The organism is Hyphomonas sp. UBA3195, from assembly GCF_002366485.1.
Taxonomy (GTDB): domain Bacteria; phylum Pseudomonadota; class Alphaproteobacteria; order Caulobacterales; family Hyphomonadaceae; genus Hyphomonas.
In genome coordinates this window covers 26,969-51,884 of record NZ_DEXB01000043.1, presented here as the reverse complement: position 1 = coordinate 51,884, position 24,916 = coordinate 26,969, and the positions used below count along the sequence as shown (strand labels likewise).

The 24,916-nt window shown below is 60.1% G+C and carries 25 protein-coding genes; 13 read left to right on the top strand and 12 right to left on the bottom strand.

Translation table 11 applies throughout. From position 1 onward, the window contains the following. The first annotated feature begins 169 nt into the window (after positions 1 to 169). The gene (locus B2344_RS13075) at positions 170 to 1,000 is read left to right on the top strand and encodes a class I SAM-dependent methyltransferase (RefSeq protein ID WP_290482480.1); all 831 of its coding nucleotides are present in this window, start codon (positions 170 to 172) and stop codon (positions 998 to 1,000) included. Positions 1,001 to 1,057: 57 nt separating this feature from the next. Here the strand turns inward: B2344_RS13075 and B2344_RS13070 are convergent, their stop codons facing one another. The 3 genes from B2344_RS13070 to B2344_RS13060 are packed head-to-tail and all read right to left on the bottom strand — an operon-like array spanning position 1,058 to position 4,223. Further along, entirely contained in the window at positions 1,058 to 1,849 is a 792-nt protein-coding gene (locus tag B2344_RS13070; RefSeq protein WP_290485367.1) for a hypothetical protein, read from the bottom strand. Then, positions 1,846 to 3,252: an ABC transporter permease gene (locus tag B2344_RS13065; RefSeq protein ID WP_290485366.1), complete on the bottom strand. Its 1,407-nt coding sequence runs from the start codon at positions 3,250 to 3,252 to the stop codon at positions 1,846 to 1,848. The genes B2344_RS13070 and B2344_RS13065 overlap by 4 nt, the downstream gene beginning before the upstream one ends. Next, on the bottom strand, positions 3,252 to 4,223 hold the full coding sequence (locus tag B2344_RS13060) for an ABC transporter ATP-binding protein (protein WP_242517404.1): 972 nt from the start codon (positions 4,221 to 4,223) through the stop codon (positions 3,252 to 3,254). The genes B2344_RS13065 and B2344_RS13060 overlap by 1 nt, the downstream gene beginning before the upstream one ends. A gap of 112 nt (positions 4,224 to 4,335) precedes the next feature. On the opposite strand from B2344_RS13060, the gene B2344_RS13055 reads away from it, so the two are divergent. Further along, positions 4,336 to 4,596, top strand: a complete 261-nt coding sequence (locus B2344_RS13055) for a TraR/DksA family transcriptional regulator (RefSeq protein WP_290485365.1) — start codon at positions 4,336 to 4,338, stop codon at positions 4,594 to 4,596. Between the two features lie 5 nt (positions 4,597 to 4,601). Here B2344_RS13055 and B2344_RS13050 read toward each other — a convergent pair whose 3' ends face one another. The 4 genes from B2344_RS13050 to B2344_RS13035 form a co-directional block, all read right to left on the bottom strand. Further along, positions 4,602 to 4,904, bottom strand: a complete 303-nt coding sequence (locus tag B2344_RS13050; protein WP_034815077.1) for an aa3-type cytochrome c oxidase subunit IV — start codon at positions 4,902 to 4,904, stop codon at positions 4,602 to 4,604. A gap of 83 nt (positions 4,905 to 4,987) precedes the next feature. Beyond that, positions 4,988 to 5,428 carry a DUF1178 family protein gene (locus tag B2344_RS13045; protein ID WP_034815074.1) on the bottom strand — a complete coding sequence of 147 codons (441 nt, stop codon included), beginning with the start codon at positions 5,426 to 5,428 and terminating at the stop codon, positions 4,988 to 4,990. Positions 5,429 to 5,440: 12 nt separating this feature from the next. Further along, positions 5,441 to 5,698 (bottom strand): glutaredoxin 3, encoded by a 258-nt coding sequence (gene grxC / locus B2344_RS13040; RefSeq protein WP_206991395.1) that lies wholly within the window; start codon positions 5,696 to 5,698, stop codon positions 5,441 to 5,443. A 30-nt stretch (positions 5,699 to 5,728) separates the two neighbouring features. Then, complete coding sequence (locus tag B2344_RS13035; protein ID WP_290485364.1) at positions 5,729 to 6,499, bottom strand: ComF family protein; 771 nt, start codon at positions 6,497 to 6,499, stop codon at positions 5,729 to 5,731. Between B2344_RS13035 and B2344_RS13030 the strand changes: the two genes are divergently transcribed. Beyond that, on the top strand, positions 6,498 to 7,412 hold the full coding sequence (locus B2344_RS13030; RefSeq protein ID WP_290485363.1) for a methyltransferase domain-containing protein: 915 nt from the start codon (positions 6,498 to 6,500) through the stop codon (positions 7,410 to 7,412). The genes B2344_RS13035 and B2344_RS13030 overlap by 2 nt on opposite strands. A gap of 31 nt (positions 7,413 to 7,443) precedes the next feature. On the opposite strand, the gene B2344_RS13025 is transcribed toward B2344_RS13030, so the two are convergent. From B2344_RS13025 to B2344_RS13010, 4 genes are read right to left on the bottom strand one after another with little or no spacing between them, the layout of a single operon-like run. Next, positions 7,444 to 7,617 (bottom strand): Flp family type IVb pilin, encoded by a 174-nt coding sequence (locus B2344_RS13025; RefSeq protein ID WP_242517406.1) that lies wholly within the window; start codon positions 7,615 to 7,617, stop codon positions 7,444 to 7,446. Positions 7,618 to 7,634: 17 nt separating this feature from the next. Further along, complete coding sequence (locus B2344_RS13020; RefSeq protein ID WP_034815068.1) at positions 7,635 to 8,036, bottom strand: (deoxy)nucleoside triphosphate pyrophosphohydrolase; 402 nt, start codon at positions 8,034 to 8,036, stop codon at positions 7,635 to 7,637. After that, a complete protein-coding gene (argJ, locus tag B2344_RS13015) occupies positions 8,033 to 9,283 on the bottom strand; it encodes a bifunctional glutamate N-acetyltransferase/amino-acid acetyltransferase ArgJ (RefSeq protein ID WP_290485362.1) in 1,251 nt (416 codons plus the stop codon). Before argJ ends, B2344_RS13020 begins: the two co-directional genes overlap by 4 nt. Beyond that, positions 9,280 to 10,221 carry a peptidylprolyl isomerase gene (locus tag B2344_RS13010; RefSeq protein WP_290485368.1) on the bottom strand — a complete coding sequence of 314 codons (942 nt, stop codon included), beginning with the start codon at positions 10,219 to 10,221 and terminating at the stop codon, positions 9,280 to 9,282. The genes argJ and B2344_RS13010 overlap by 4 nt, the downstream gene beginning before the upstream one ends. 195 nt (positions 10,222 to 10,416) lie before the next feature. Between B2344_RS13010 and secA the strand changes: the two genes are divergently transcribed. The 4 genes from secA (at position 10,417) to murB (ending at position 15,949) form a co-directional block, all read left to right on the top strand. Further along, complete coding sequence (secA, locus tag B2344_RS13005) at positions 10,417 to 13,164, top strand: preprotein translocase subunit SecA (protein WP_290480006.1); 2,748 nt, start codon at positions 10,417 to 10,419, stop codon at positions 13,162 to 13,164. Between the two features lie 68 nt (positions 13,165 to 13,232). Continuing rightward, positions 13,233 to 13,457, top strand: coding sequence for a hypothetical protein (locus B2344_RS13000; protein ID WP_034815061.1), 225 nt, complete (start codon positions 13,233 to 13,235; stop codon positions 13,455 to 13,457). Positions 13,458 to 13,572: 115 nt separating this feature from the next. Then, the gene (gene creD / locus B2344_RS12995; protein WP_290485361.1) at positions 13,573 to 14,964 is read left to right on the top strand and encodes a cell envelope integrity protein CreD; all 1,392 of its coding nucleotides are present in this window, start codon (positions 13,573 to 13,575) and stop codon (positions 14,962 to 14,964) included. Positions 14,965 to 14,998: 34 nt separating this feature from the next. Further along, positions 14,999 to 15,949 (top strand): UDP-N-acetylmuramate dehydrogenase, encoded by a 951-nt coding sequence (murB, locus tag B2344_RS12990; protein WP_290485360.1) that lies wholly within the window; start codon positions 14,999 to 15,001, stop codon positions 15,947 to 15,949. A gap of 15 nt (positions 15,950 to 15,964) precedes the next feature. Here murB and B2344_RS12985 read toward each other — a convergent pair whose 3' ends face one another. Then, the gene (locus B2344_RS12985; protein WP_290483810.1) at positions 15,965 to 18,028 is read right to left on the bottom strand and encodes a TonB-dependent receptor plug domain-containing protein; all 2,064 of its coding nucleotides are present in this window, start codon (positions 18,026 to 18,028) and stop codon (positions 15,965 to 15,967) included. Positions 18,029 to 18,253: 225 nt separating this feature from the next. Between B2344_RS12985 and B2344_RS12980 the strand changes: the two genes are divergently transcribed. The 6 genes from B2344_RS12980 to B2344_RS12955 all read left to right on the top strand — a co-directional run bounded on the left by B2344_RS12980 (position 18,254) and on the right by B2344_RS12955 (position 24,905). Continuing rightward, positions 18,254 to 19,162 (top strand): D-alanine--D-alanine ligase, encoded by a 909-nt coding sequence (locus tag B2344_RS12980; RefSeq protein ID WP_290480011.1) that lies wholly within the window; start codon positions 18,254 to 18,256, stop codon positions 19,160 to 19,162. Continuing rightward, complete coding sequence (locus tag B2344_RS12975; protein WP_206991404.1) at positions 19,150 to 20,028, top strand: cell division protein FtsQ/DivIB; 879 nt, start codon at positions 19,150 to 19,152, stop codon at positions 20,026 to 20,028. Before B2344_RS12980 ends, B2344_RS12975 begins: the two co-directional genes overlap by 13 nt. Continuing rightward, on the top strand, positions 20,028 to 21,323 hold the full coding sequence (gene ftsA, locus B2344_RS12970; RefSeq protein WP_206991405.1) for a cell division protein FtsA: 1,296 nt from the start codon (positions 20,028 to 20,030) through the stop codon (positions 21,321 to 21,323). The genes B2344_RS12975 and ftsA overlap by 1 nt, the downstream gene beginning before the upstream one ends. 91 nt (positions 21,324 to 21,414) lie before the next feature. Beyond that, on the top strand, positions 21,415 to 22,869 hold the full coding sequence (gene ftsZ / locus B2344_RS12965; RefSeq protein ID WP_206991406.1) for a cell division protein FtsZ: 1,455 nt from the start codon (positions 21,415 to 21,417) through the stop codon (positions 22,867 to 22,869). Between the two features lie 171 nt (positions 22,870 to 23,040). Next, positions 23,041 to 23,964 carry a UDP-3-O-acyl-N-acetylglucosamine deacetylase gene (lpxC, locus tag B2344_RS12960; protein WP_290483813.1) on the top strand — a complete coding sequence of 308 codons (924 nt, stop codon included), beginning with the start codon at positions 23,041 to 23,043 and terminating at the stop codon, positions 23,962 to 23,964. 101 nt (positions 23,965 to 24,065) lie between these two features. Further along, entirely contained in the window at positions 24,066 to 24,905 is an 840-nt protein-coding gene (locus tag B2344_RS12955) for an outer membrane protein assembly factor BamD (RefSeq protein ID WP_034815037.1), read from the top strand. The last annotated feature ends 11 nt before the right edge of the window (positions 24,906 to 24,916 follow it).

Sequence of the window (24,916 nt, the reverse complement as noted above, 5' to 3'; positions counted from 1 at the left end):
CGCAAGCGCGCCCAGCGCGAAGGCATCGTATAGACGCCTCTCCGGATTACCGGTTTCCATAAAAGCCCTGCCAGTTCGCGCTGGCGGGGCTTTTTGCTTTCGGAGTTGATTTGGAGCGTGGTCGCGATCAAGATCATCGCCATCGGCAAGCTGACAGTCAGGCACGCACATGACCATCAATGAACAGATTGCTGCGCACTATCGCCACGGCGATTTGCTGCAGGCAATCGAGGACGGCCTGTCGAATCTTGGACTGGGTCCAAACAGGGTCACGGTCGACGATTTGGGACCGGTTGACGAATTTCATATTGGTGGCCGCGTCGCCAGCACGCACTTTCTCGACCAGCTTGATATCAATGCAGGCATGACAGTGCTGGATGTCGGGTGCGGGCTTGGCGGTGGGGCGCGGTTTGCGGCGGCCACTTATGAGGCTCAGGTCACAGGCATTGACCTCACACCGGAATATGTGGAGACGGGTCAGGTGCTGTGCGATTGGGTGGGACTGTCCGACCGGGTGTCTCTGAGGCAAGGCAGCGCATTGTCCATGCCCTTTCCTGATCGCGAATTCCAGCGTGCCTACATGATGCATGTCGGCATGAATATCGACGCCAAGGAGGCCCTGTTTGCCGAGGTTCACCGTGTCTTGGACTCAGGTGCGCGGTTCGGCATTTACGATATCATGCGCACGGGCGAGGGTGACCTTGCCTATCCAGTGCCATGGGCCGGCAGTCGCGACACGAGCTGGCTCACCGGGCCGGAAGGCTACAGGAAAGCGCTTGAGGCAGCCGGGTTTGAGTGTCTGACTGAGAACAACCGGGGTGCTTTCGCACTGGATTTCTTCCGCAAGATCCGGGAAGCCAACGCGACCCGTGGCGGTCCGCCACCGCTCGGGCTTCACACATTGATGCAGCACAGCACAGCCGAGAAGGTAGGAAACATGGAGGCAAATATCGCCGCAGGCCTCATCGCACCTGTCGAGATGATTGCGGTAAAAGGCTAAAGCGCGCTGCGCCGACAGCAACAGAGATTCAAGCAGTCGGGGCTTTTTTTGGCAGGCCTATTCTTCAAACTTTGTACACACGTCTATCGCTCGCCTCTGAACTGAAGTCGTGATTGCCCGGCCGACAATATGGTGGCAGCCACCTGCAGTGTTCTGAGCATACCCAGCCTGTGTGCAGTGCTCGAACACATCGTCCCGATACTTATCCAGAAATTGGTCCGCACATAGCCGTGCGGTCCTGCCCAAATGTCCAAACGCCAGCGAAATCTGTTTGGATTCTTCAACTGAGTAATCTTCATTCGGAATTCTCGGATCATCCATCAATTCGATGACATCAACTTGAGTAAGCCGACTGATGAAGCGGTCGCGGTCCCGAGCCAGCGTTGCGCCGAAACGCATCTTCACATAACTGCCCAGTTCTATTTTCTCGACCTTCTCCAATATCCTTCGTGGTCCTGTGTATCCTATGATCATGTAGGAGCCGGGTCGATTGATCCCGACTGAGTAGCTTTCCCTGCGCCGGTCTGCTGGGGTCTCGAGTTTATCCAATGTCCCATAATAGACCCTCTCCGGATTAGGTCCTATGGACGACCCATTCGCGACGAACCACCGCAGGGGATAGTACACACGATTGTATATCGGCCTTACCCAATGAACATTGGATGCACTCTCCGCTTCATGCGGCCTGACCAGTCCATTCCGCAAAGCATAAAACGATACGACATAGAAAATCAGGCACAGCGCAACTACGCCGAGCGAGTAAATCAGCTTTGAGAATACAGACTTCACGCTGACCACTTCAAAAAAATCCAGAGCGACCCAATTACGACCGATCAAGTTCGCCTTCAAGCCGCCTTCCCTTTCAGGCCGACTATCCGCTTGAGCATGCCGCCCATGTCGCCGATACCGGCACCGTGGACGGCGCCTGCACGGTAGACCTTGGTGGACAGCCACAGGATGAGCAGCGCGAATGCCGCCATCAGGCCCATCTGGGCGAGCACTTCCCAGAGCGGCGGATCATGCGGCATGCGCAGGATCAGCAGGAAGGGCGTGAAGAACGGGATCCATGAGGCGATGTCGACCAATGGCGAGCCGGGGTCCTGAAAGGCGATGAAGATCGCGAACATGGGCAGCATGAGCAGGATCATCATCGGGCTGAGCAGGGTCTGCGCTTCCTGGATCGTATCGCAGAGCGAGCCGAGCGCCATGAAGATCATGCCGTACATGATATAGCCGAGAATGAAGCTGATCAGGCCCGGCACGATGATGGCCGGATTGGCAAGCGTCGCCAGGAATGGCTCGATAATGCTGCCAACACCCGGAATCTGTGTCGCGACCAATGTGCCGCCCGCAAAGGCAAACAGGCCCCAGGACAGCATCATGGTGGAGGTGACCGCGAACACGGCGAGCATCTTGCCCGCCAGCAATTCCGGCAGCTTTACCGAGGTCAGCAGCGTGTCGAAAATCTTGTTCGAGCGCTCCTCGATCGTGCCCATCAACAAGTACTGGATGATCGAGAACACCATAAGCCAGAGGAAATAGGCGAGCCCGCCCGCGACGAACATCGGCGCGCGGTCGGCCATCGTCACTTCGGCGCCGGTGGCATCCTGTTCCTCGATCGTGCGGATACGGCGTGCCGGCACGTCAAAGGCCGCATCATCCACGTTCTGGAGGAAGTCTTCGCCAAGCCCGGCTTCGTTGAGCGCATCGCGGCGGGCAAGGCGCAGCATGGCATCCTGGGCGAGATAGCGCAGCTGGTCGACATTGACGTCGTCGCTCCAGTATTCGAGCTCGCCCCCATCCTCTGCCAGCACAAAGGCCGCAAAGAGCGGCTTGTCGCCGAGCGGACCGGAGACCAGTTTTTCACCGAGCAGATAGGGTCGCAATCCGTCAATGGAATCTGCGGGCGCGGGCACCGGGATGAATTTCCGGCTGGCAATGCTGGCTCCTTCGGCGGCGGCGCGGGCTTCATCCTCGCTCATGACGGGCAGGTCCAGCTGTTCGGCAAGTTCGCTTGTACGTTCCGCATTGGCCGCCTCCCGGCGCTGGAACTCGGCTTCGATCGCCTCGGCATAGATGCCACCCGGCTCGATGACGGCATAGTAGCGCACCGGCGAGGATTGCGCCGCAAAACTTGCGAGCGCCGCACCGATGATCATGAAGAGCGGCACAGCCGCCAGGCTCAGCCAGAAGCCCCAGGCCTTTACATAGCCAAGATAGTCACGGCGAAAGATCAGCAATATGTTGCGCATCAGGCGGCCTCATCTTCTGCAAGCGATGCGGCCAGAGCGGCTGCATCTGCCTCGCCCACCAGCGACACGAACACGTCGCGCAGGCGGGCCTCTTCGGGCGCAAAGCCGGTAATCGGTGCGCCGGCCTCAATTGCGGCGCGCAAGGCGTCCTGCGCCTCCCGGCCCGGCGGCAAATCGATCCGCCAGGTCTCGCCATGTCCGGCATCTGTCGTGCGGACCGCCTCGAACCCTTTCGGGCCGAGTGCGCTCGACAGATCAAACCCGTTCTCGACGGAAATCCGTGCCCCCTGCCCCAGTGTGGCAAAGGCCTCCTTCAGCGTTCCGTCCAGAACCTTGCGCCCCCGCGCCATCATCACGATACGGTCGCAGAGGCGTTCGGCATGTTCCATGACATGGGTGGAGAACAGGATGGTCGCGCCGCGTGCATGCTCGGCACGGACAAGATCTTCAAGGGCTTGCTGGTTGACCGGATCAAGGCCTGAAAAGGGCTCATCCAGGATCAGGAATTTGGGCCGGTGCGCCAGCGTGGACAGGATCTGGACCTTCTGTGCCATGCCCTTGGACAATTTCGAGATGCGCGCGCGGCTGAATTCCTCAAGGCCCGCAGCGCTGAGCAGTTCGTCAGCGCGCGTCCGCGCATCATGCGCTGACAGGCCCTTCAGGCGCGCAAAATGGCTGATCGTGTCGCGCGCGGTCATCTTCTTGTACAGGCCGCGCTCTTCCGGGAGGAAGCCGACCTGCTGAAGCGCGCGGACATTGGGGCGCGCACCGAACAGTTCCACCTCGCCTGAATCCGGCTCCATGATCCCGAGTCCCATGCGCAAGCTGGTCGATTTGCCAGCGCCGTTCGGGCCGAGAAAGCCGATGATCTGGCCGTCCGGCACTTCAAGGGACAGGTTGTCCACGGCGGTAAATGTCCCAAACCGCTTGGTGACAGAGGTCATGATCAGGGGCGATGAGGGCATCGGCATGGCGTCCTTGTAGGCAATCGACGTCAGGTCGTTAGTGTTTGTCGATATGGATTACCCTCAATCGCCCGAAACGCCTTGCCAAGCCCTTAAAGGAGTCGCAGCATCATTCCAGATGAAGACGATGCCTCCCCTTTCAGGACTGGATCGCCTGACAAAAGATGCAGGTGCTGACGGAATCCGGCGCCCGCCTGGTTCCCTTGAGAAATACGCAGAACAGTTGGCCCGGATCGAATCCGCCCTCGCCCGCATGGAAGCGGGGCGCTATGGCCTATGCACAGGATGTGACGCCAGAATCCCGCTGACACGGCTCAAGGCTGATCCGGCCATCGCGACATGCGCCGATTGCAAGGAACCGGAAAACCTGTCGGTCTGAGTGTTCTAAAGGACGAGTCCGAACAGTGCGATGAACAGCTGGACGACCAAGGCCAGCACCACCATCAGCACGACAGTGGCCATCCAGCGGCCACCCAAATTCATGACCAGGCCGGAGACAATGCCGAATACGGTCATCAGGCCGAGGGCAATCATCCAGTTCATGCCAATGGCAACGGCGAGCGTTGCATAGCCGACGGTCAGGATGATGAGCAGGCTGCCCCAGATGCTTCCCACCATGAAACCATCCCAAGTCGCCTTCTGGGCGCTGATGTCCATGTCTCCACGATGATATTCACTGGCAGCCATTTAGGGCACTCCCCGTCAAAAACCTTGTGACCTGCGTAATATATCAGGGCGAAGCAGGGTCAAGCGCGTCAAAGCGCTCCAGTTCAGTTTAGTTGCTTGTTCGATTTGGGCCGCTTGGGCGTCATTGCCCGTGGCAAGGGCGCTGCGGGGATACCCTCTTCACGCAGGGCTTCGGATTCTTCGGCAGAGGTTTCGCCCCAGATCGGCCGGTTGTCGGTCTCGCCATAGAACATCGAACGCGCCTCGTCTGCGAAGCTGTCGCCGACATAGTCGAAGTTACGCGAGACATGGTCGCGTGCCTTCGCAAGAAATTCCCGCGCCATCGCCGCCTCATCCGGCGCGGCCTTGCGACCGTCGGATGTGCGCACAGACGGCGCCATGATCTGTTTGACCACATTCTCGCCGCCGCACATCGCGCAGCTGACAAGGCCCCGGCTGGATTGGTCGTCAAACGCCGAAGACGACGCAAACCATGCCTCGAAGTCATGGTCGCAATCAGAACAAATGAGCGCGTAACGGATCATGGCTGCCCCAGATTATGCGCCGAGCAGGGAATCCAGCTTCCCGGACCTTTCAAGTGCCATCATGTCATCGCAGCCGCCGACATGTTTGTCGCCGATAAAAATCTGCGGGAAGGTGCGACCGCCCCCAGACCGTTCGACCATTTCGGCTTTTTTCTGCGCATCCATTCCGGCGTCGATTTCATTGAAATTGACGTTCTTGGATTTCAGCAGGGAGACAGCGCGCGTGCAGTAAGGACAGAACTGGCGCGTATAGATTGTGACATCAGCCATTGAGGGGCTCCTGAATAGTTTCTTCCGGTTTTATATGGTGACATCCGTTTCCCGCACAACGCGCGCAAGCACCAGCACGTCGACTTGTCGCGCGCCTGCCTGTTTCAGGGCACGCGTGCAGGCCGACAGGGTCGCACCCGTCGTCAGGACATCATCCACCAGCAGGATACGCTTGTCGTGCACATGGGTTGCAGCGCGGTCAGAGACTTTGAATGCCCCCGCCACATTGCGACGGCGAGCCTTCGCGCTGAGCCCACCCTGAGTGGGCGTGCGGCGGCGGCGTTTCAGGACATCGACGCGGCAGGACAGGCCGGCACGGCGGGCAATACCCTGTGCCAGCCAGGCTGACTGGTTGAAGCCTCGACTGACAAGGCGCGTATAGTGCAGCGGCACGGGCACGATCAGATCGGCTTCGGCGACCAGTTGCCCCCCCGCCCGGTGCATCCAGCCGGTCATGACATGCAGCCCGTCCCGGCGGCCTGATCGTTTGAGGTCAAGCACGATGCGGCGACTGGCGGCCTCATAGACGAGCGCCGCGCGGGCCCGGTCCCAACGCGGCGGGCGGGCGATACAGGGTGCACATTGCGCCCCTGGCCCAAGGTCCAGCTCCATTGGCCGGCCACAGCATTCGCAGACAGGATCGGAAAGGAATCCGATGGCGGCGAATTCGGACGGCGAGAGCGGCCCCTTGCCTGCGCCGCGCTGGCCACTGACGAGGGAGCGTTGGGGCCAGAGAAATTCAGCCGCGCCGCGCATTAGCCCCTTTGCCATGCGGGCCCGGTGGTCCATATCGCTGCTCATGCCTTCCCCGGTCCCCCCGAAGTCTGCGCCGCCCCGCCTGTTCGACCGCGAACGGGTGGCCCGTAATCGCAGCCGGGCCGCAGCCAGTTTCAAAGAATATGACTTCCTGAAAGCGCGCGTGTCGAGCGATATCGCGGACCGGTTGGCGGATACGTCTCATTCCTTTGATCGCGCCTTTGATCTCGGCGCACATGATGGCCAACTCGCCAAACTGCTTCAGGCCAGCGACCAGGTCGGGTCTGTCGAAGCCGGGGATATATCCAGCGGCATGGTGGCGCTCAGCCGGGCCGACGGTCTGAACGCAGAGCAGGTGGATGAAGAGGGCCTGCCATTTCCACAGGCCAGCCTGGACCTGATCGTGTCGGCCCTGTCCCTTCATTGGGTGAATGATTTGCCCGGTGCGCTGGTGCAGATCCGTCAGGCGCTGAAACCGGACGGCTTGTTCCTGGGCGCGCTATTCGGTGCAGGCACGCTGAGTGAGCTGCGGGCCAGCCTGATGGAGGCGGAAACGGAACTGACCGGCGGCGTCGCGGCACGTGTCTCCCCCCTGCCCGGCCTGCGCGATATGGCAAGCCTGATGCAGCGGGCAGGCTTTGCCCTGCCAGTCGTTGATCGCGATCAGGTTGTGGTTCGGTACAGATCACCGATGGGCTTGCTGGCCGATTTGAAAGGGATGGGCGAGCGGGCGGCATTCGCAGCCGGGACAATGCGGCCCCTGCCGCGCCGTGTGCTGATGCGTGCCATGGAAATCTACGCAAATGATCATAGCGATCCAGACGGGCGTGTGCGCGCATCATTTGAAGTGGTGCATATGTCTGGCTGGAGCCCGGCAGACTCCCAACCCAAACCGCTAAAACCCGGAAGCGCCAGGGTCAGCCTCGCCGACGCTGTACGAAGTCACAAATCTTCCTGACGTCTGGTCGCAAGACCTGACGAGTGATCGATCAGGACATTTCCGTTTCAACGGTTGTGAATGTCTGGTTGATGGATGTGGCCACGGCCACGAGGCCGCCCATGATCGCAACGGCGATCAGTCCTACCAGAAGTCCGTATTCCACGGCGGTTGCGCCCGTATCGTCACGCAGGAAGCGGCGTATCATTGTATTCGAGGCCATCATGTTCGCTCCGAGTCTGTCTAGTTACCCGAGAGCACGTCAAACAGGGGAATGTCTGCCGCAGGCGCCGGATAGAGATGAAGGTCCGATGATCTGACCCAGGCCAAGGCCTGTCCTTCCCTGGGCGAAAGCTCGCCTTCCCAACTCTCCGTTGAGAACAGTGGCATCAAAAGGTGAAAATCTGGATAAGCATGACTGGCAAAAGTGATCGGTTTCAGAGAGGTCTCGTCCACCATGATGGAGAGTTCTTCCTGTAATTCCCGCACCAGCGCCCGCTCCGGTGTCTCGCCCGTCTCGACCTTTCCGCCCGGGAACTCCCAGAGGCCCGCCATCGGTTTGCCAGCGGGGCGTTGAGCCAGCAGGATACGGCCTTCGGCATCATAGAGCGCAGCGGCGACCACAAGCACCATTCTACGCGTCATGTACGATAGGCTCCGTTGATGTCGACATAGCCATGCGTCAGGTCGCAAGTCCAGACCGTGGCAGACGCCTCGCCCACGCCGAGGTGGACACGGATGGTGAATTCCGGCTGGGCAAATACCCCGCCGGCGGCTGCTTCGCTATAGTCCGGCATGCGCCCGCCCGCAGAGGCAACCTGGACATCATCAAACCATATGGCGAGCTGGTCCATGTCTATCGGCTCAAGCGATTTGCCAACGGCCATCACGATCCGTCCCCAATTGGCGTCTCCGGCAGCCATGGCCGTTTTTATGAGGGGCGAGTTGGCAATCGAACAGGCGACCACCTTTGCGGAGGTTTCCGACACTGCGCCTTCGACCGTGATGGTGACAAACTTGCTGGCCCCTTCCCCGTCCTTGACGATGAGGTGGGAGAGGTCGAGGCAGACCTGCTTCAAGGCGGCGGCGAATTCGGCGAAACGGGGATCGTCCCGTGTGGCGATCTCGGCCATGCCGCTGGCCCCGCTGGCAAATACCATCAGCGTGTCGGACGTCGACGTGTCGCCATCCACCGTGATGTTGTTGAAGGTCTGGTTCGTTACCTCTTCCAGCAGACCTTGCAGCAGGTCTGGCGCGATGGCGGCGTCGGTGAAAACATAGGCCAGCATGGTCGCCATGTTGGGCGCGATCATGCCCGAGCCCTTGGCGATACCGGCCAGATTGACGTCCACGCCGTCGATCTTGGTCGCAAGCCCTGCGCCCTTGGGAAAAGTATCAGTCGTCATGAAGGCGCGTGCCGCGGCTTCCCAGTCAGGAGCCGAAAGCTTGCCCGCAAGATCGGGCACGAACGCGCCGACATAGTTCGGGTCTGGCAAGGGTTCGCCAATCACGCCGGTCGCCGCGAGGAAACATTCCTGCTTTTCCACGCCGAGCGTTTCGGTCAGCGCCTTCAGGGTGGCCTCGTTCTTGAGCACGCCCTTGGCACCGGTGAAGGCATTCGAGTTGCCCGAATTTGCGATCAGGGCACGGGCCTTGCCGGCACCTGACTTCAAGGCCTCCCGGCACCAGATGACATCTGCCGACGCGGTATGAGACAGCGTGTACACGCCGGCGCAATGGGTGCCTTCCTCAAAGCTGAACAGGAACACATCATCGCGCGTCATGCCACGTGCCGCATAGAAGCCGCGCGAACCGGTGGCCGCGCGCACACCCTTGACGACCGGCAGGTCTGGAAAGCGAGCCGGGGCGAAGGGAGATGGGGTCAGTTTCAAAGTTCACGTCCTTGTTCATCAGATGCGGGCTGCTCTTTGAGGAGATCGCCCTCGCTTTCAAGCGAAAGTGCAGCATCGGGGACAATGTTTGTCGATTTCTCGCCCTTTTCGATCTGCGCTTCGGTGCGCAGGCGTCGCAGGATCTTGCTGACCTGGTTGAGCGTCAGGAAGGTGACGATCTCCGGCCGCATCTCGGCGCGGGTCTTTGGCGGGCTGGTTCGGCGATCCTTCACCTTCAACAGGTGCCAGCCATCGGCAGACAGGAAGGGTTCAGAGACTTCGCCGACCTTTGTGTTGGCGATCACGACCGGGAACGGATCTGCCATATTATTTGGCGCGACATAGCCCAGGTCACCATTTTCCATGCGCGTGGTGGTATCGAGCGAGTTGGAGACGACGAGGCTTTCAAACGTGGCGCCGTCCTGAATTTGCTGATGGAGTGCCCGGGCCTCTTCCTCGGTTTCAACCAAGATATGCGCGATCGAGACTTCGTCGTCCTCCTGCTGGAGGGCGACCTGCTCCTTGTACATGGCCTCGATACTGTCCTCGTTCACTTCAGACGCAACCAGGCTCTCCACGAGCAGATTTCCGAGAATACGCTCGCGGGCAACTTCAAGCCGGCGCTCTGCTGCGGCGCCCTTGTCGAGCCGGCGGTTCAGCGCCTCTTGTGCCATCAATTTCTGGTCGATCAACTGGTCGAGGACGAGATCATAGTTTTCATCGCCGGGGCCGAACGCGTCGCCCGGTGAAATCAGGCCGCGCGCAACGGCCTCCAGCTCGACTTCGCTGACATAAATCGGATCGCCATTCACCGTGACGGCGGCTGCGGCCTCGACCTGAATGACGGGTTCTTCTTCAACTGGCCGGTTACAGGCGGGGACCAATAAAAGCGCGGAAGCGGCAAGCAGTGCAGGCAAAGCGCGGGAAAAGGGCTTCATAAGCAGCACGGTAAAGTCTCCTTTAGGCTGAGGGCGCTGCATTGACACCCCAATGCGGCGTTCTTAAGTCTGACCCGAACGCTGGTCGAGGGGTTTCAGCCAGCGAGTGTGCTGTGGGAGAACCCACAAATATTCTGCCGGTTCCGCTGTCAGGATTAGAGTTTTGTCGCCCCAGATCAATTGGTGCTACCTGATATGCTTTCTGTTGCCCGCAAGATTTTCGGTTCAGTTAATGATCGCAAGCTGAAGCCGCTGCACGCGCGCGTCAACCGGATCAACGCGCTCGAGCCGATGATGGAGGCGCTCTCCGACGAAGCCCTACGCGGCAAGACGGACGAATTCCGCAAACGCCTCGCCGATGGCGCCACACTCGACAGCCTGCTTGAAGAAGCCTTTGCGGTTGTCCGCGAAGGCGCACGACGCTCGCTCGGCATGCGCCATTTCGACGTTCAGTTGATGGGCGGCATGGTGCTGCACTCCGGCAATATCGCCGAGATGCGCACGGGTGAGGGCAAAACACTGGTCGCGACGCTGGCGGTTTACCTGAACGCGCTTGAGGGCAAGGGCGTTCACGTCATCACGGTCAACGACTATCTCGCCAAGCGCGACGCCGAGTGGATGAGCCAGGTCTATGGCTTCCTTGGCATGTCGACCGGCATCATTGTTCATGGCATTTCCGACGAGGAGCGCCGCAAGGCCTACGCGTCTGACATTACCTACGGCACGAACAACGAGTTCGGATTCGACTATCTGCGCGACAATATGAAATACTCGCTGGACCAAATGGCCCAGCGCGAACACCATTTTGCCATCGTCGACGAAGTCGACTCCATCCTGATCGACGAAGCGCGCACGCCGCTGATCATCTCCGGCCCGACCGATGATCGGTCCGAACTCTATATGGCGCTTGATGCCCTGATGCCGCGCCTGACGGATGAGGATTACGAACTCGACGAAAAACAGCGCTCGGTCACGTATACCGAAACCGGCACGGAAAAGATCGAAGGCTGGTTGACCGAGGCCGGCACGCTGGAAGGCTCCATGTGGGAGCCGGCGAACATCTCCATCGTCCACCATGCCAATCAGGCATTGCGCGCTCACAAACTGTATGCGCGCGACAAGGATTATATCGTCAAAGACAGTCAGGTTATGCTGATTGACGAATTCACGGGGCGCATGATGGAAGGCCGCCGCCTGTCAGAAGGCCTGCACCAGGCCATCGAGGCCAAGGAAAAGGTCGACATCAAGCCGGAAAACCAGACCCTGGCGTCGATTACGTTCCAGAACTATTTCCGCCTCTACAGCAAACTGGCCGGCATGACCGGTACGGCGCTGACCGAGGCCGACGAATTTGCCGATATCTACAATCTCGGTGTCATCGACCTGCCGACGAACAAGCCGATCCAGCGGATTGATGAGGATGATGTCGTCTACCGCACCGCAAGTGCGAAATATGCCGAGATCGTCAAGGACGTCCGCGAGTGTCATGCCAAGGGTCAGCCAGTCCTGCTCGGCACGGCGTCGATCGAAAAATCCGAAGTCCTGTCGAACCTGCTGACGACCGCCAAGATTCCACACAAAGTGCTGAACGCGCGCCACCATGAGCAGGAAGCCCAGATCGTGGCCAATGCCGGTGTGCCGGGCGCCATTACCGTTGCCACCAATATGGCCGGACGCGGTACCGACATTCAGCTCGGCGGCAATTTCGAGATGCGCGTCGAACAGGAAAAGGCCGAACAGGAAGCCAAGCTTGGCCGCGAACTGACCGAAGGCGAATTGTCCCTGCTGACCAGCCAGATCAAGGCCGACATCGAGGTCAAGAAAAAGCGGGCGCTGGACGCTGGCGGCCTCTACGTTCTGGGTACCGAGCGTCACGAGAGCCGCCGGATCGACAACCAGTTGCGCGGCCGAACAGGCCGTCAGGGTGATCCGGGCAAGTCCAAATTCTACATTTCCATCGAAGACGACCTCATGCGCATCTTTGCGGCAGAGCGGATGGACAATGTTATGCGTCGCCTTGGCATCAAGGAAGATGAGGGCATCACTCATCCCTGGATGAACAAGGCGATGGAAACGTCGCAGAAGAAGATTGAACAGCGCAATTTCGAGATCCGGAAGAACGTCCTCAAATATGATGACGTGATCAATGATCAGCGTAAGGCCATCTTTGAGCAGCGCATGGAATTCATGCGCGCCGAGAATGTCTCCGACACGATCATTGATATGCGCGAAGACGTAATCAACGGCCTGATCGCCCGTACCATGCCCGAGAAGGCCTATGCCGAGCAGTGGGACATGGATGGGCTGGCCGAAGCCCTGCGCAATGATTTTGCCGTGGACATGCCTGTGAAGGATTGGGCCGCCGAAGAAGGCGTTGCCAATCAGGAAGTGGCTGAGCGCGTTCACAATGGAATCGCCAAAGTCTATGAGGCGATCACAGAGCAAGTCGGTCTTGAGCAGATGCAGCGGATTGAAAAACAAATCCTGCTTCAGGTCCTCGACATGCGTTGGCGCGAGCATCTCCAGATGATCGACCAATTGCGGTCAGTGATCCATCTGCGCTCCTACGGCCAGCGCGACCCGCTGAACGAGTTCAAGGAAGAAGCCTTCAACTTGTTCTACAATTTGCTGAACGAGTTGCGCGCGACCGTGACCCGCTCACTGATGCATATCCGGGTTCAGACACCGGAAGAAAAACAGCAAGCGCAACAGCGACGCCCTGTGCCGCAAGCGCCGGCGCCTGTTCCGCCAATGCGCGAAACGCATCTTGATCCGGATACGGGCCATAATGAGATGTCGAGCGACGACACGCCGCCGCCCGGACCAGCCCTGCATCAAGCAGAGGAAAGCTGGGCCAGCACGCCCCGCAACTCCCCCTGCCCATGCGGCTCCGGCAAGAAGTACAAGCATTGCCACGGCGCCCTGACCACGCAGAAGGCCTAGTCCCGAGCATCGGAACCTCAGGGTAAACGCTGCGTTGACCATGATGAATACTCTCAAGGAGACTCATCATGGGCCGCACGCTCACCGCCATCATCGCTTTCCTCTGCGTCGCATTCGTGATCGCACTCGGCTGGTTCTATCTGCAGGAAGGCTCATTCGAAGGCGCTGGCGCGCGCATGGACGCGACGCTGGAAGATCTGCCCGAGGAAACATCCGAATTTGCGAATGAAGTGTCTGATGCGGCCGACGAGATTTCCGACGAGCTGGATCAGGATGGATCGCCCAACCGGTAACCACGTCACAAGATGACCGCAATGTAACCTTGGACTGGCCCCGGCTGCGCCCCACCTCCGCCGCGACCAGCGGGTCATAAACCGTGTCTCCAATCTTTTTTTGGGGACCCCAAACATGACCGATACGTCTCAACCTCCATCGCCGTTCGCGAGCCTTGTGCCGCAACGGTCCGTCGGCCTGAAATTGCTGCTCGTCTGCGGACTTGCCCTCCTGATGGCCATTCCCGCCCTCTTCATACATTCCGTGGTCCAGGATCGCCGCATGGGCGCGGATCGCGCGCTTGCCGACGTCAGTGAAATGGTCGGAGGCCAACAATCCGTGCTGGGACCGGTCTTGTCCGTACCCTATTCACGCACCCTCGGCCCAAGGCACAATGAACTGGTTTACGGCTATGTGGTCGCTTATGCCGATACCGGCACCGCCTCGGCCGATGTGGATGTTCAGATGCGTACCCGCGGCATTCACGCCATCCCTGTCTTCGATGCCACGATCAGCATGGACGCTGCATTCGATCCGGCGGCCTTGCGCGCCGCCTTGCCCGACGACGCCACCCCGATCTGGTCGGATGCCAGGGTCTATCTCGGGGTCTCGGACACGCGCGGCATCCGGGATGCGATCACCGTCACAGCGAATGGCACGGACTTGGCCATCGAACCAACGCCCTATTACGCGTCCAATGTCGGCAAGTACCAACCTGTGCCGCCCTCCGGTGTGACCCTTGCGGGCGGCCATATTGCTGGTCTCGAAACTGCCACATCACCGATCGCCTTGACCTCCAACATGCGCCTGTCCGGGGCCGAACGCCTATCCATCGCGCCATTTGCAAAGGATACGCGGGTCGACCTTGTGAGCAATTGGAATGATCCCAGCTTCCAGGGCGGCGTACTGCCCGAGCGCCATACGGCAGGCGACGGCCAGTCGGAAGGCTTCGAGGCGCATTGGCGCGTGCCCTATCTGGCCCGCGGCATTGCCGGCGCAGGGGCCAATCTCGACCTTGGCGAACTGACCGAATGGAACCGTCGCGACATGGCTGTCCGGTTCATGAAGGAAGGCAATCCCTATCAGAGCGTCGAGCGCGCGTTGAAATATGCCGTCATGTTTGTCGGCTTCGTTTTCCTCGCCTACTTCCTGTTCGAAGTGACCAGCGCCGCACGCGCCCACCCCGCGCAATATGTCCTGGTCGGACTGGCACAGACGATCTTCTACATCCTGCTGCTCGCCATGTCGGAGCGTATCGGCTTTGACGGAGCCTTCCTGATCGCCGCAAGCATGACCGTGCTGCTGACCGCCGCCTATGCGGCCAGCGTATTCCGCTCACGGCTCTATGGCCTGCGCGCGCTGGCCATCCTGTCCGGCATCTACACGCTGATCTATGTGCTGATGCGGGCCGAGAGCCATGCCTTGCTGGCGGGCGCTCTGGCAAGTTTCGCGGCCATCGCACTGACCATGTACATGACCCGCAACATTGACTGGTATGGTGAGCGGACCTCCGCCCCCGCTGCTTGACATGGAGGGGGAAGTGCCCGAACGCCTAGGCCCTATGATGACGACACTTCCCCCTGTTCGCGGCAAGCTGCTGAAGGACGCGAACCTCGCGCCCTATACCTGGTTCCGGGTGGGCGGGCCGGCCGACTGGCTGTTCCTGCCCGAAGACGAAGCCGACCTTGCCGGCTTCCTGAAGACGCTCGACCCGGCCATTCCGGTGACCGTACTCGGCGTTGGCTCGAATGTGATCGTGCGCGATGGCGGCATCGAGGGCGTGGTCATCCGCCTGATGGGAAAATACTGGGGGAGTGTGGAAGCCGGGGACGATTTGACCCTGACAGCGCGGCCGGGTGCACTGGACCTGTCCGTCGCCAAGACTGCCGCCCGGCACGGCATCAGGGGGCTGGAGTTCCTGTCCGGCATTCCGGGATCGCTCGGCGGGGCGACCCGCACCAATGCCGGGTGCTATGGTCAGGAATTGCGGGACGTGCTGGTCGGCCTTGAAGGCTACCTGCGCGATGGCACCCATGTCGCCTATCGCGGGCCGGGCCGGGCCGGCAACCTGCCGGAAGCGCAGTTTTCCTATCGACACAGCGACCTGCCCAATGACCTGGTCGTCACCAAGCTGACCCTGGAAGGCAGCGGCACAGGCGCACCAGACGCGATCCTTGCAGAAATCGAAGCCCTACAGGCCCGCCGGGCCGAGACGCAGCCGATCAAGGACAAGACATCCGGATCCACGTTTGCGAACCCCGACCCGCCCGGCACGCCAAACCAGCGGTCCGCATGGAAACTGATTGACGCTGCGGGCTGCCGCGGCCTGAAGGTCGGCGGCGCACAGGTTTCGCCAAAGCACTGCAACTTCCTGATCAATACCGGCGATGCCACAGCCGCAGATCTCGAAGCGCTGGGCGAGCTTGTTCGCGCGCAAGTATGGGACTCTCAGGGCGTAAAGCTGCGCTGGGAAGTGCGCCGCATCGGCCGCATCAAGCCTCCCCTCCCCTGATCGGGCACCGCGAACCTAGAACTTGCCTTCCAGCTGGACTGTGAAGATCGGGCCGAAATCGCGCGCGCGGTCTTCAACGCGCACGACATTGCCAAGGCGATTTGTGTCGTACAATTGCCGGCGGAACGTATCATTCTGGTTCGCGAAGTTCCCGATCATGGCCTGACCGGTCATGCCCCAAAGATCCTTGTGCTCGACATAGGCGAACCCAAATCCTGGGCTCGCCCCTTCCTGCCCTGTCTCGGACAGGCGATAATACGGATTGCGTTCCCAGCGCTCGAACCCGACACCCCAGACCCAATCCGTTCTCGGAACATCCTGTCGCATCTCGGCGAGCATCCAGTATTTCGAACTGTCATTGATCGGCCTCACCTCTCCGGTGAGCGGGTCGGTCACTTCCGACTCGAAATACTCGCCTTCAAAGGACAATTCCGCGCCAGCAAAACCGACTTTGTCGAATTTCAACGTGGCGTCCCACTCCGCTCCGACCCGCCAGGCCGAGTCGAGATTTCCGGGACCGTCGCCCGTCCCGATGGGTACACGGTCAACAATGTCCTCGATATCGGAATAGAAGACTTCGAGCGTCGCGGCGCCCCAGCCGCCATAATTCTTCTCGGCCTGGGCGCTCAGTCGCCAGCTCTGCTCCGGAACGATTTCGGGATTACCATTCTCGCCGTTCCCGGCACTCAGATTGACCGATGAGACAAAATCGAAAAAGTCCAGCTGTCCCACTTCCCGCTCAAGGCGTGTGACCAGTTTCAATGACGGATCCACCTGCCAGGACAGGCTGGCGAAGCCTTTGGGGCGGGTGAAGGTCCGCACATTGGACGCATCGCCGGACTGGGAAAGTTCCGATATTTCAGCGCCCATGGAAACTTGCCCGGTCACTGAGGGGGAAAGCCGACGACCATGCGTCACGGAGACTTCTCCGCGCTGTTCCTCAACTCGTGAATTCGCGTTCGGCAGAGTCTGCAGCTCCAGCGGACTGCCACCTTCGGAACTGGCAAGAGAAGATTGCTGGTCCAGATAGTTGAAGGCTCCCTCCAGCGCGAATTGCCAATCGCTTCCATTCTCAAATGCAAGACCATACTCCGTCCGGAGAATATATTCGCCCTCTTCAATATCGCGCGTGAACAGGCTTTCGGAAATATCCGTCCCATCAACATTACCGCGGAATACGCGGTCAATGATGGGGCTGTCCTCTCGGCGAACCAGGCCGATTGCCTTTAGCCGGCCCGGCCCAAAGCCAAATTCATAATCGCCACCGACTTCCACGAACACTTCATCCTCAGCGCCCTCATACAGGCGCCGCCCCTCTGGCCCGTTAACCGGAAAGAGTTTCGAGGTTTCTTTCCTGTCTGGCTGGAACAGAGTGGTCTTTGCGTTGAGATTTCCGATAGCCCCCGAGGCTGGCGTCCAGCCAACCGATCCGGATACGGAGACATATTCGGCGGCATAGGTGAAGTCTTCCTCACGGCGCTGTATCAGGTCGCCGATGCCGTCGGTGACAAATTCAGGACCGTTGGAGGCGCCGCGCTCCGGGCTGCTCTCGGCCTCGAATGACCAGCTGATATCCCCCTGCCCGCCGGATAGTGTGAGATTGAGGCCGTTGTAGAACGGCGGGAGGTTGTCGCGGAACCGGGCACGCCAGCGCCAAGTGCCTGAGACCGCCCCATCTCCATTGGTGATGACATTCACGACATGCCCGGACAGGCCGGCAATTTCAAAGGCTGACGCATCGACCAGTTCGAGCCGCACAACGCTGGAGGCGGATATCCGGTCCAGCGACTCGGTCGCCCCATTGGACTTTCCAGATACGCGCTGACCATTGATCAGCACATTCCCACTGGCCTGACCAAATCCGCGAGAGCCGTCATCATCGCCCTGGATCGAAAATCCCGGAATGCGCGAAACCATTTCGAGCGCCGTGCGCGGTGCATACTGACTGAAATCGTCCATCGTGTAGATGGTTGCACCGGGTGTGGTTTCCGGTGCCATATCCGCCACAGCCGACAGGGCGATGAATGATGTGGCCAAGCTGAAGCATGCACTGGCGGCAAGCCGTGTGAAAGGGATCACGCTGCGTATCCTCCCCGCAGATGTCTGGAAAAAATCCGGTGTCTCACCACCGCGTCTATCTCGAATATCGATAATGACTACATACGTAGTCTAAATATGGCAACAGGCCCAAACCTATATTTTTTGTCATCCTGCCGAGAAAAGGTTTTGTAGCTGCCACGCTAAGGCCGCTTTAACCCTGCAGACGCGATGTATAGTCAGAACGCCAGCTTGCAGGAAAATCTCATGAAACGTGTTGCCGTGATCTATGGAGGCTGGTCGTCCGAGCGGGACGTGTCGCTCACCTCGGGCAAGCAGATGGCAAGTGCGGCGCGCACGGCCGGGTATGATGTTGTTGAAATTGATGCCGGTCGTGACCTCGCTGCGCAACTGACCGATGCGAAACCGGACGCGGTGCTGAATGGCCTGCACGGACCTTGGGGCGAGGATGGGTGTGTGCAGGGCGTACTGGAAGTGCTGGGCCTGCCCTATTCCCATTCGGGCGTATTGTCCTCGGCGCTCGCCATGGACAAGCTGAAGTCGAAAGCGGTCTTCCGGCAGGCGGGCATTCCGATTGCGGAAGACAAGCAGGTCACCCGCGCAGAAGCGGCTACCGCGCATCCTCTCAAGCCCCCTTATGTGATCAAGCCGGTCGCGGAAGGATCGAGTTTTGGCGTGCTGATCGTACGCGAGGGTGCCAATGGGCCGGCCAAGGAGCTGACCGGGCCGAACTGGCATTATGGCGACCATCTGATGGCCGAGGAATTCATCCCCGGCCGTGAGTTGACCGTGGCCGTGCTGGGCGACCGAGCACTGGCTGTCACAGAGATCACGACCTTAAGAGACTATTACGATTTTGATGCAAAATATGAAGCTGGTGGATCGCAGCATGTGATCCCGGCAGACCTGCCTGCCCCTGTGACCCAAGCCGCAATGGAATTTGCGCTGAAGGCACACCAGGCGCTCGGTTGCCGGGGCGCGACGCGGTCCGACTTTCGCTATGACGACAAGAGAGACCGGCTCGTGATCCTGGAAACAAATACACAACCCGGCATGACGCCCACCTCGCTTGTCCCCGAACAGGCCGCTTTCGTTGGTATGTCCTTCGAACAGCTGGTCGCCTGGATGATCGAGGATGCTTCATGCCAAAGGTAACCCGCAATCAGACTGTGCCAAAGTCCAAGAAGAAGGCGAGCCGCCGCCCTGCTGTCATCGTAGATGAAGTGACGGGTGAAGAGGTTCGCGTTTCGTCCGTCGTCTTTGGTTTTGTCATGCTTGTGGCGATTGTCGTGGCAACCGCTGCCTGGATGGGCGGCTCGATATCCCAGGTCGAGAACCGCTTTGCCAGCTTCATGGACGACACGGCGCGCACGGTCGGCATTTCCGTCAATGACGTGTCCATCATCGGCCTGGAACAGGATCCGGCCCTCGCACAGGATATTCGCGCCGCCGCCATGATCGAGCCCGGCGAGAACATGTTTCGCGCAGACCCGCATGTCATCCGTCGCCGGGTCGAAGGCACCCACAAGGTGCTGAATGTGCGCGTCCATCGACTCTGGCCCGACCAGGTCGTAATCATCGCGGACGCCGCCGAGCCGGTTGCGCTGTGGCATGACGGCAAGGCATGGACTGTCGTGGACGGTCTGGGTCGCGTCATTCCGGACGCCCGCGCCGATGACCACAAGGACCTCATCCGTCTGGCGGGTCGCGGCGCCGCCAAGGCCGCCCCGGCCCTCGTAACTGCCCTCAAAGCTGAGCCGGACGTCGCGCCCCGCATCGCGATCGCTACCCGCATCAATGATCGCCGCTGGGATATGCGTCTTGTTTCCGGCGCTACGGTTCGCATGCCGGAAGATCACCAGATGGTGGCTGCGCTGGACAGCCTGTCGACCCTGCAGGTGCGCACAGCGCTGATGCAGCGTCCGCTAGAGACCATCGACCTGCGCAATAAAGGCCGGGTCTATCTGGACCCGGTGAACGATCCTGACTTCACAGCACGCAAAGAGGCGGCCCGGAGCTGATGGCAAACGTTCAGGCCCGGCGTAAGCCTCTTGTGGGGTCGCGCACGTCCAGCCCCGTTGCGGCGCTGGACATCGGTTGTTCGAAAATCACGTGCCTGATAGGCCGAAATGACGGCACCGGCCCCCGCAATTTCCAGATCCTTGGCGCAGGGCGCCAACAATCTCGCGGTTTCAGTGGCGGCACGATCACCGACATGCAGGGTCTCGAACGCTCGATCCGTCTGGCCGTCGAAGATGCCGAGCGCGAAGCGGGCGAGCAGATCAATCAGGTCATGCTGGGCATAACGGGGCCGAAACTGAATTGCCAACTGGTCACCGCGACCACCGAGATCGGCGCCCGCGAGGTGACCCCCAAGGACATCCGCCGGGTTCAGGCTCAGGCCATGGCGCAGATCTCAACCAAGGGCTCCGATGTGCTTGCCGCCTGGCCGGTTGCCTATCGCGTGGATGCGCAGGAAGGCGTGCGTGAGCCCGCCGGGATGTACGCAGACACACTCGGCCTGATGCTGTCTGTGGTCACCGCGCCTAAGTCCATCGTCCGGAATCTGGTCGAATGCGTCGGCCGCGCGCATCTCAGCGTAGATGCCCTGATCCCCTCCTCCATTGCCAGCGGTGCAGGCACGCTGATCGACGACGAAATCGAGAATGGTGCCATCTGTATCGACATGGGCGCCGGCGTCACGGCGGTCTCGGTCTATCTGAACGGCTCGCCCGCATGGCTTGGCCTTATCCCGGCTGGTGGCACACATGTGACCTCCGATATCGCGCAGGGCATCGGCACGACATTCGCCGCCGCCGAGCGCCTCAAAAGTGTCTATGGCACCGCCAATCTCGAAGGCCCGGGCCTGGCAGAACGGATTGAGGCCCCTCGCCTGGGTGATGATGGCCGTCTGCAAGCCACCCGGATGGAACGGGGCAAGCTCGCTGAAATCATCGCGCCGCGCGTCGAGGAAATTTTCGAATATGTTCAGCAAACCCTGCAAGGCAGTGGTGTACGCAAAGTACTGCCGCGCCGCGTGGTGCTGACCGGCGGCGCGAGCCAGTTGCCGGGCGTTCGCGACGTCGCCACGCGCATCCTTGAAGCGCAGGTGCGGCTCGGCCGTCCGACAAATGCTGAGTTCCTTGGCGAAACACTGGGAACACCAGCTTTTTCTACAGCTTCAGGTCTGCTACTGTATCCCGAGTTGGGGTTCGCAGACGCAGTACGGGCTGGCATTGCGTCAAAGGAATACGGAGCAGAAGCCCGAAGCGGAGCCGTGAACAAGGCGTTCCATTGGTTGAAAGAAAATTTCTGATGCCAATCGCGAATCACTTAACCGCTTCTTAGCTGCAACGCGTCATTTTAGCGCTTCAGCATGGCTTATGGCGGCAAGGTGAGGACGACGAATGACACATGAACTCAAGCCCAGGATCCTGGTCTTTGGTGTTGGCGGTGCCGGAGGCAATGCCGTCGACAACATGATCGAGGCAAACCTGCAAGGTGTCGAGTTTATCGTTGCCAACACTGACGCTCAGGCCCTTTCCCGTTCCAAAACGGAAAACCGCATCCAGCTCGGCCCGGAAACGACCTCTGGCCTTGGCGCAGGCGCCCGCCCGGACATTGGCGCGAAAGCCGCCGAAGAATCCATGGATGAGATCCGCGAGCGCCTCGAGGGCGCCCACATGGTCTTCATCGCCGCGGGCATGGGCGGCGGAACCGGAACCGGCGCAGCCCCGGTGATTGCGCGGGCCGCGCAGGAAATGAACATTCTGACCGTCGCCGTGGTCACCAAGCCGTTCAGTTTTGAAGGCACGCGCCGCATGACCTTTGCGGAAGAAGGCCTCGCTGGCATCCAGAAATACGTCGACACGATGATCGTCGTGCCGAACCAGAACCTTTTCCGCATCGCGAACGACCGTACGACCTTCGCCGAAGCCTTCCGCATGGCAGATGATGTGCTGTATTCCGGTGTCCGTGGCATTACCGATCTGATGGTCATGCCCGGCCTGATCAATCTCGACTTCGCCGATGTCAGCTCGATCATGCGCGGCATGGGCGCAGCCATGATGGGCATGGGCGAAGCCGAAGGCGAAAACCGCGCTCTCGAAGCTGCCAAGCTGGCCATCGACAACCCGCTGCTCGACGATATTTCGATGCGCGGCGCCAAGGGCGTGCTGATCAACATTACCGGCGGCTATGACATGACGCTGTTTGAACTCGACGAGGCCGCCAATGAGGTGCGCCGCGAGGTCGACCCGGATGCAAATATCATTCTGGGGTCTGCCTTCGATACCGAACTTGAAGGCAAGATCCGCGTCTCCGTCGTCGCCGCAGGCGTCGATGCCGTGATGCCATCTCTGAAGCAGGATGCACCGGTCGCAGAGACTGTGCGCCAGCCCATCGCAGAGCCGATTGAGGAAGAGCATGTGGAGCCCGTCGCCGAAGTCGAATCGGAGACCGAAGTGGAAGTGGCTGCAGAAGAAGACGATCGCCCGAAAGTGATCCTTCATCATGCCTCCCCGCTCCGTTCAGGCGATGTCGATCCGCGGGACGACTTCACGGGACAGTCCCTGCCCGCAGAACATTTTGAAGGCAGTGAAGGCGAAGACCAGATCCAGGCCGACGCCGTTTTCAGCAAGCAGACCGAAGCTCCGGCCGAGGAAGACGGCCGCCCGAGTCCGTCCGGCTTCTCGAACCTTTTCGGCTGGCGCCGCGGCGCTCAGGGCGAGAATGATCACGCTCCGTCTGCCGAATCCGGCTCACAAATCGTGTCCTCTCCGGACGATCACCCCGAACCCGCCCCGTTCGATGATGCAGACCTCGAAATACCGGCCTTCCTGCGCCGGTCGGCCAATCACTGATTTCACATTCGATTGCAGTCTCAGCGACCGCGAATTGTTACAATAAATCACCAATGATTACAGGGCGGAGGCGGGTGTCTTCGCCCGCTTTGTAATACGCCGAAACAACCCGTGTTTTGTATCCTGGAGACATACACCCCAAACTAAACTCCGAAACTGGAGGTTGGTGTGTTGTCCGGTAGTGTAGAATTTCAACAAACGATCGCGCGGCCTGCAGTATGTGCAGGTGTCGGTGTGCATAGCGGCAAGAAGGCAAAGCTCGTCCTGAAGCCTGCCCCTGCTGGCACAGGTGTCGTTTTCCGCCGGACCGACGTGAAAAGCGGCGATACCGCCATTCAGGCCGATGCCGAATACGTCTCCGACACCCAACTCGGCACCACGCTGACCAATGATGATGGCGTCTCTGTGGCAGTGGTCGAGCATTTGATGGCCGCACTCGCGGGCATGGGCATCGACAATCTCCTCATCGAAATCGACGGGCCGGAAGTGCCGATCATGGACGGCTCCTCGGCAGTTTATTGCGAACTGTTGATGCAGGCTGGCCTGCAACGCCAGTCCGCGCCGCGACGCCGCATTCGCATCCTGGAAGCGATCGAGATTGAAGACGGCCCGAAGCGGGCACGCCTGTCGCCTTCCGACGACAAGTTTCTGACGCTCAATGCGCGCATTGAATATGACGACTCGTTGATCGGCGTGCAGGAGATGGCGCTTAAACTCGCGCCAGGCATGTTTGCCCGCGACCTGGCCTTTGCCCGCACCTACGGGTTTGCGCGCGATGTGGATATGCTGCGCTCGATGGGCCTTGCCCGGGGCGGGTCGCTGGAAAATGCGGTTGTTGTGGACAATGGTGAAGTCATAAATCCTGAGGGCTTGCGCTCAGAGGACGAATTCGTGCGTCACAAGATGCTTGATGCCGTTGGCGACATGATGCTGGCGGGTGCACCGATTGCCGGGATTTATGAAGCGGTTCAGCCCGGTCACTCGATCAACAATCTGCTGGTCCGCAAGCTGCTCGATACGCCTTCAGCCTGGTGCTGGGAAACCGATACGGCAGACGCAACCCGCATAGACACGCGCCGGTCGGCCGCCGTCTGAGGCGTTGCCCCGCCGATCCCTGAGAAACCTGCTTGGAAAACCCCGCTGGTTCGCGCTAAGCAGGTAGCCAGATCATCACAGCAGAAAGCGCCTGCCCTGCCATGCGACTGTCCTCCAAGTTCCCGATCCTCCTCATTGCCACTGCAGCCCTCACGCTGACGGCGTGCCAGTCGCGCGACAAGCGCCGTCAAGAACTGGCCTATGTCGAACGCCCCGTGGAGGCGCTCTACAATCAGGCGGCTAGCGAACTCGACAAACGCGACTTTGATCAGGCGGTCCTGCTGTTCAACGAAGTCGAGCGCCAGCACCCTTATTCTGAATGGGCCCGCCGCTCGATGGTCATGACGGCTTTCGCCCATTATCAATCCCGCAATTATGACGAAGCGATCAGTGGTGCCCAGCGCTATCTTGCGCTTCATCCTGGCGGCTCCGAGGCCGAGTATGCGTATTACCTGATTGCGGCGAGCTACTTCGACCAGATCACGGATGTCGGTCGAGATCAGGCAACAACGGAACGCGCGCGTGATGCCTTGGTGGACGTGGTCCGCCGATTCCCAGACAGCCAGTATGCCCGTGATGCCAGTGTGAAGCTCGACATGGTTCGCGACCAGCTGGCTGGCAAGGAAATGACGGTTGGCCGCTGGTATTTGCGCAACAATCAGACCCTGTCTGCGGTCAATCGCTTCCGCACGGTCGTGAAGACCTATGACACGACCTCTCACGCCCCCGAGGCATTGCACCGTCTGGTCGAAGCCTATCTGACGCTTGGCCTGCGGGATCAGGCGCTCGCGGTCGGATCGACGCTTGGCTACAATTATCCCAATAGCGATTGGTACAAGATGAGCTATCGCTTGCTGACCAATGAAGGGCTGGACCCTGAAGCGCTGGACGCCGAGACCCGCCGCACCCTGTTGCAGCGGATTATTCCCGGCGGCAAATAACCGCCCGGCGG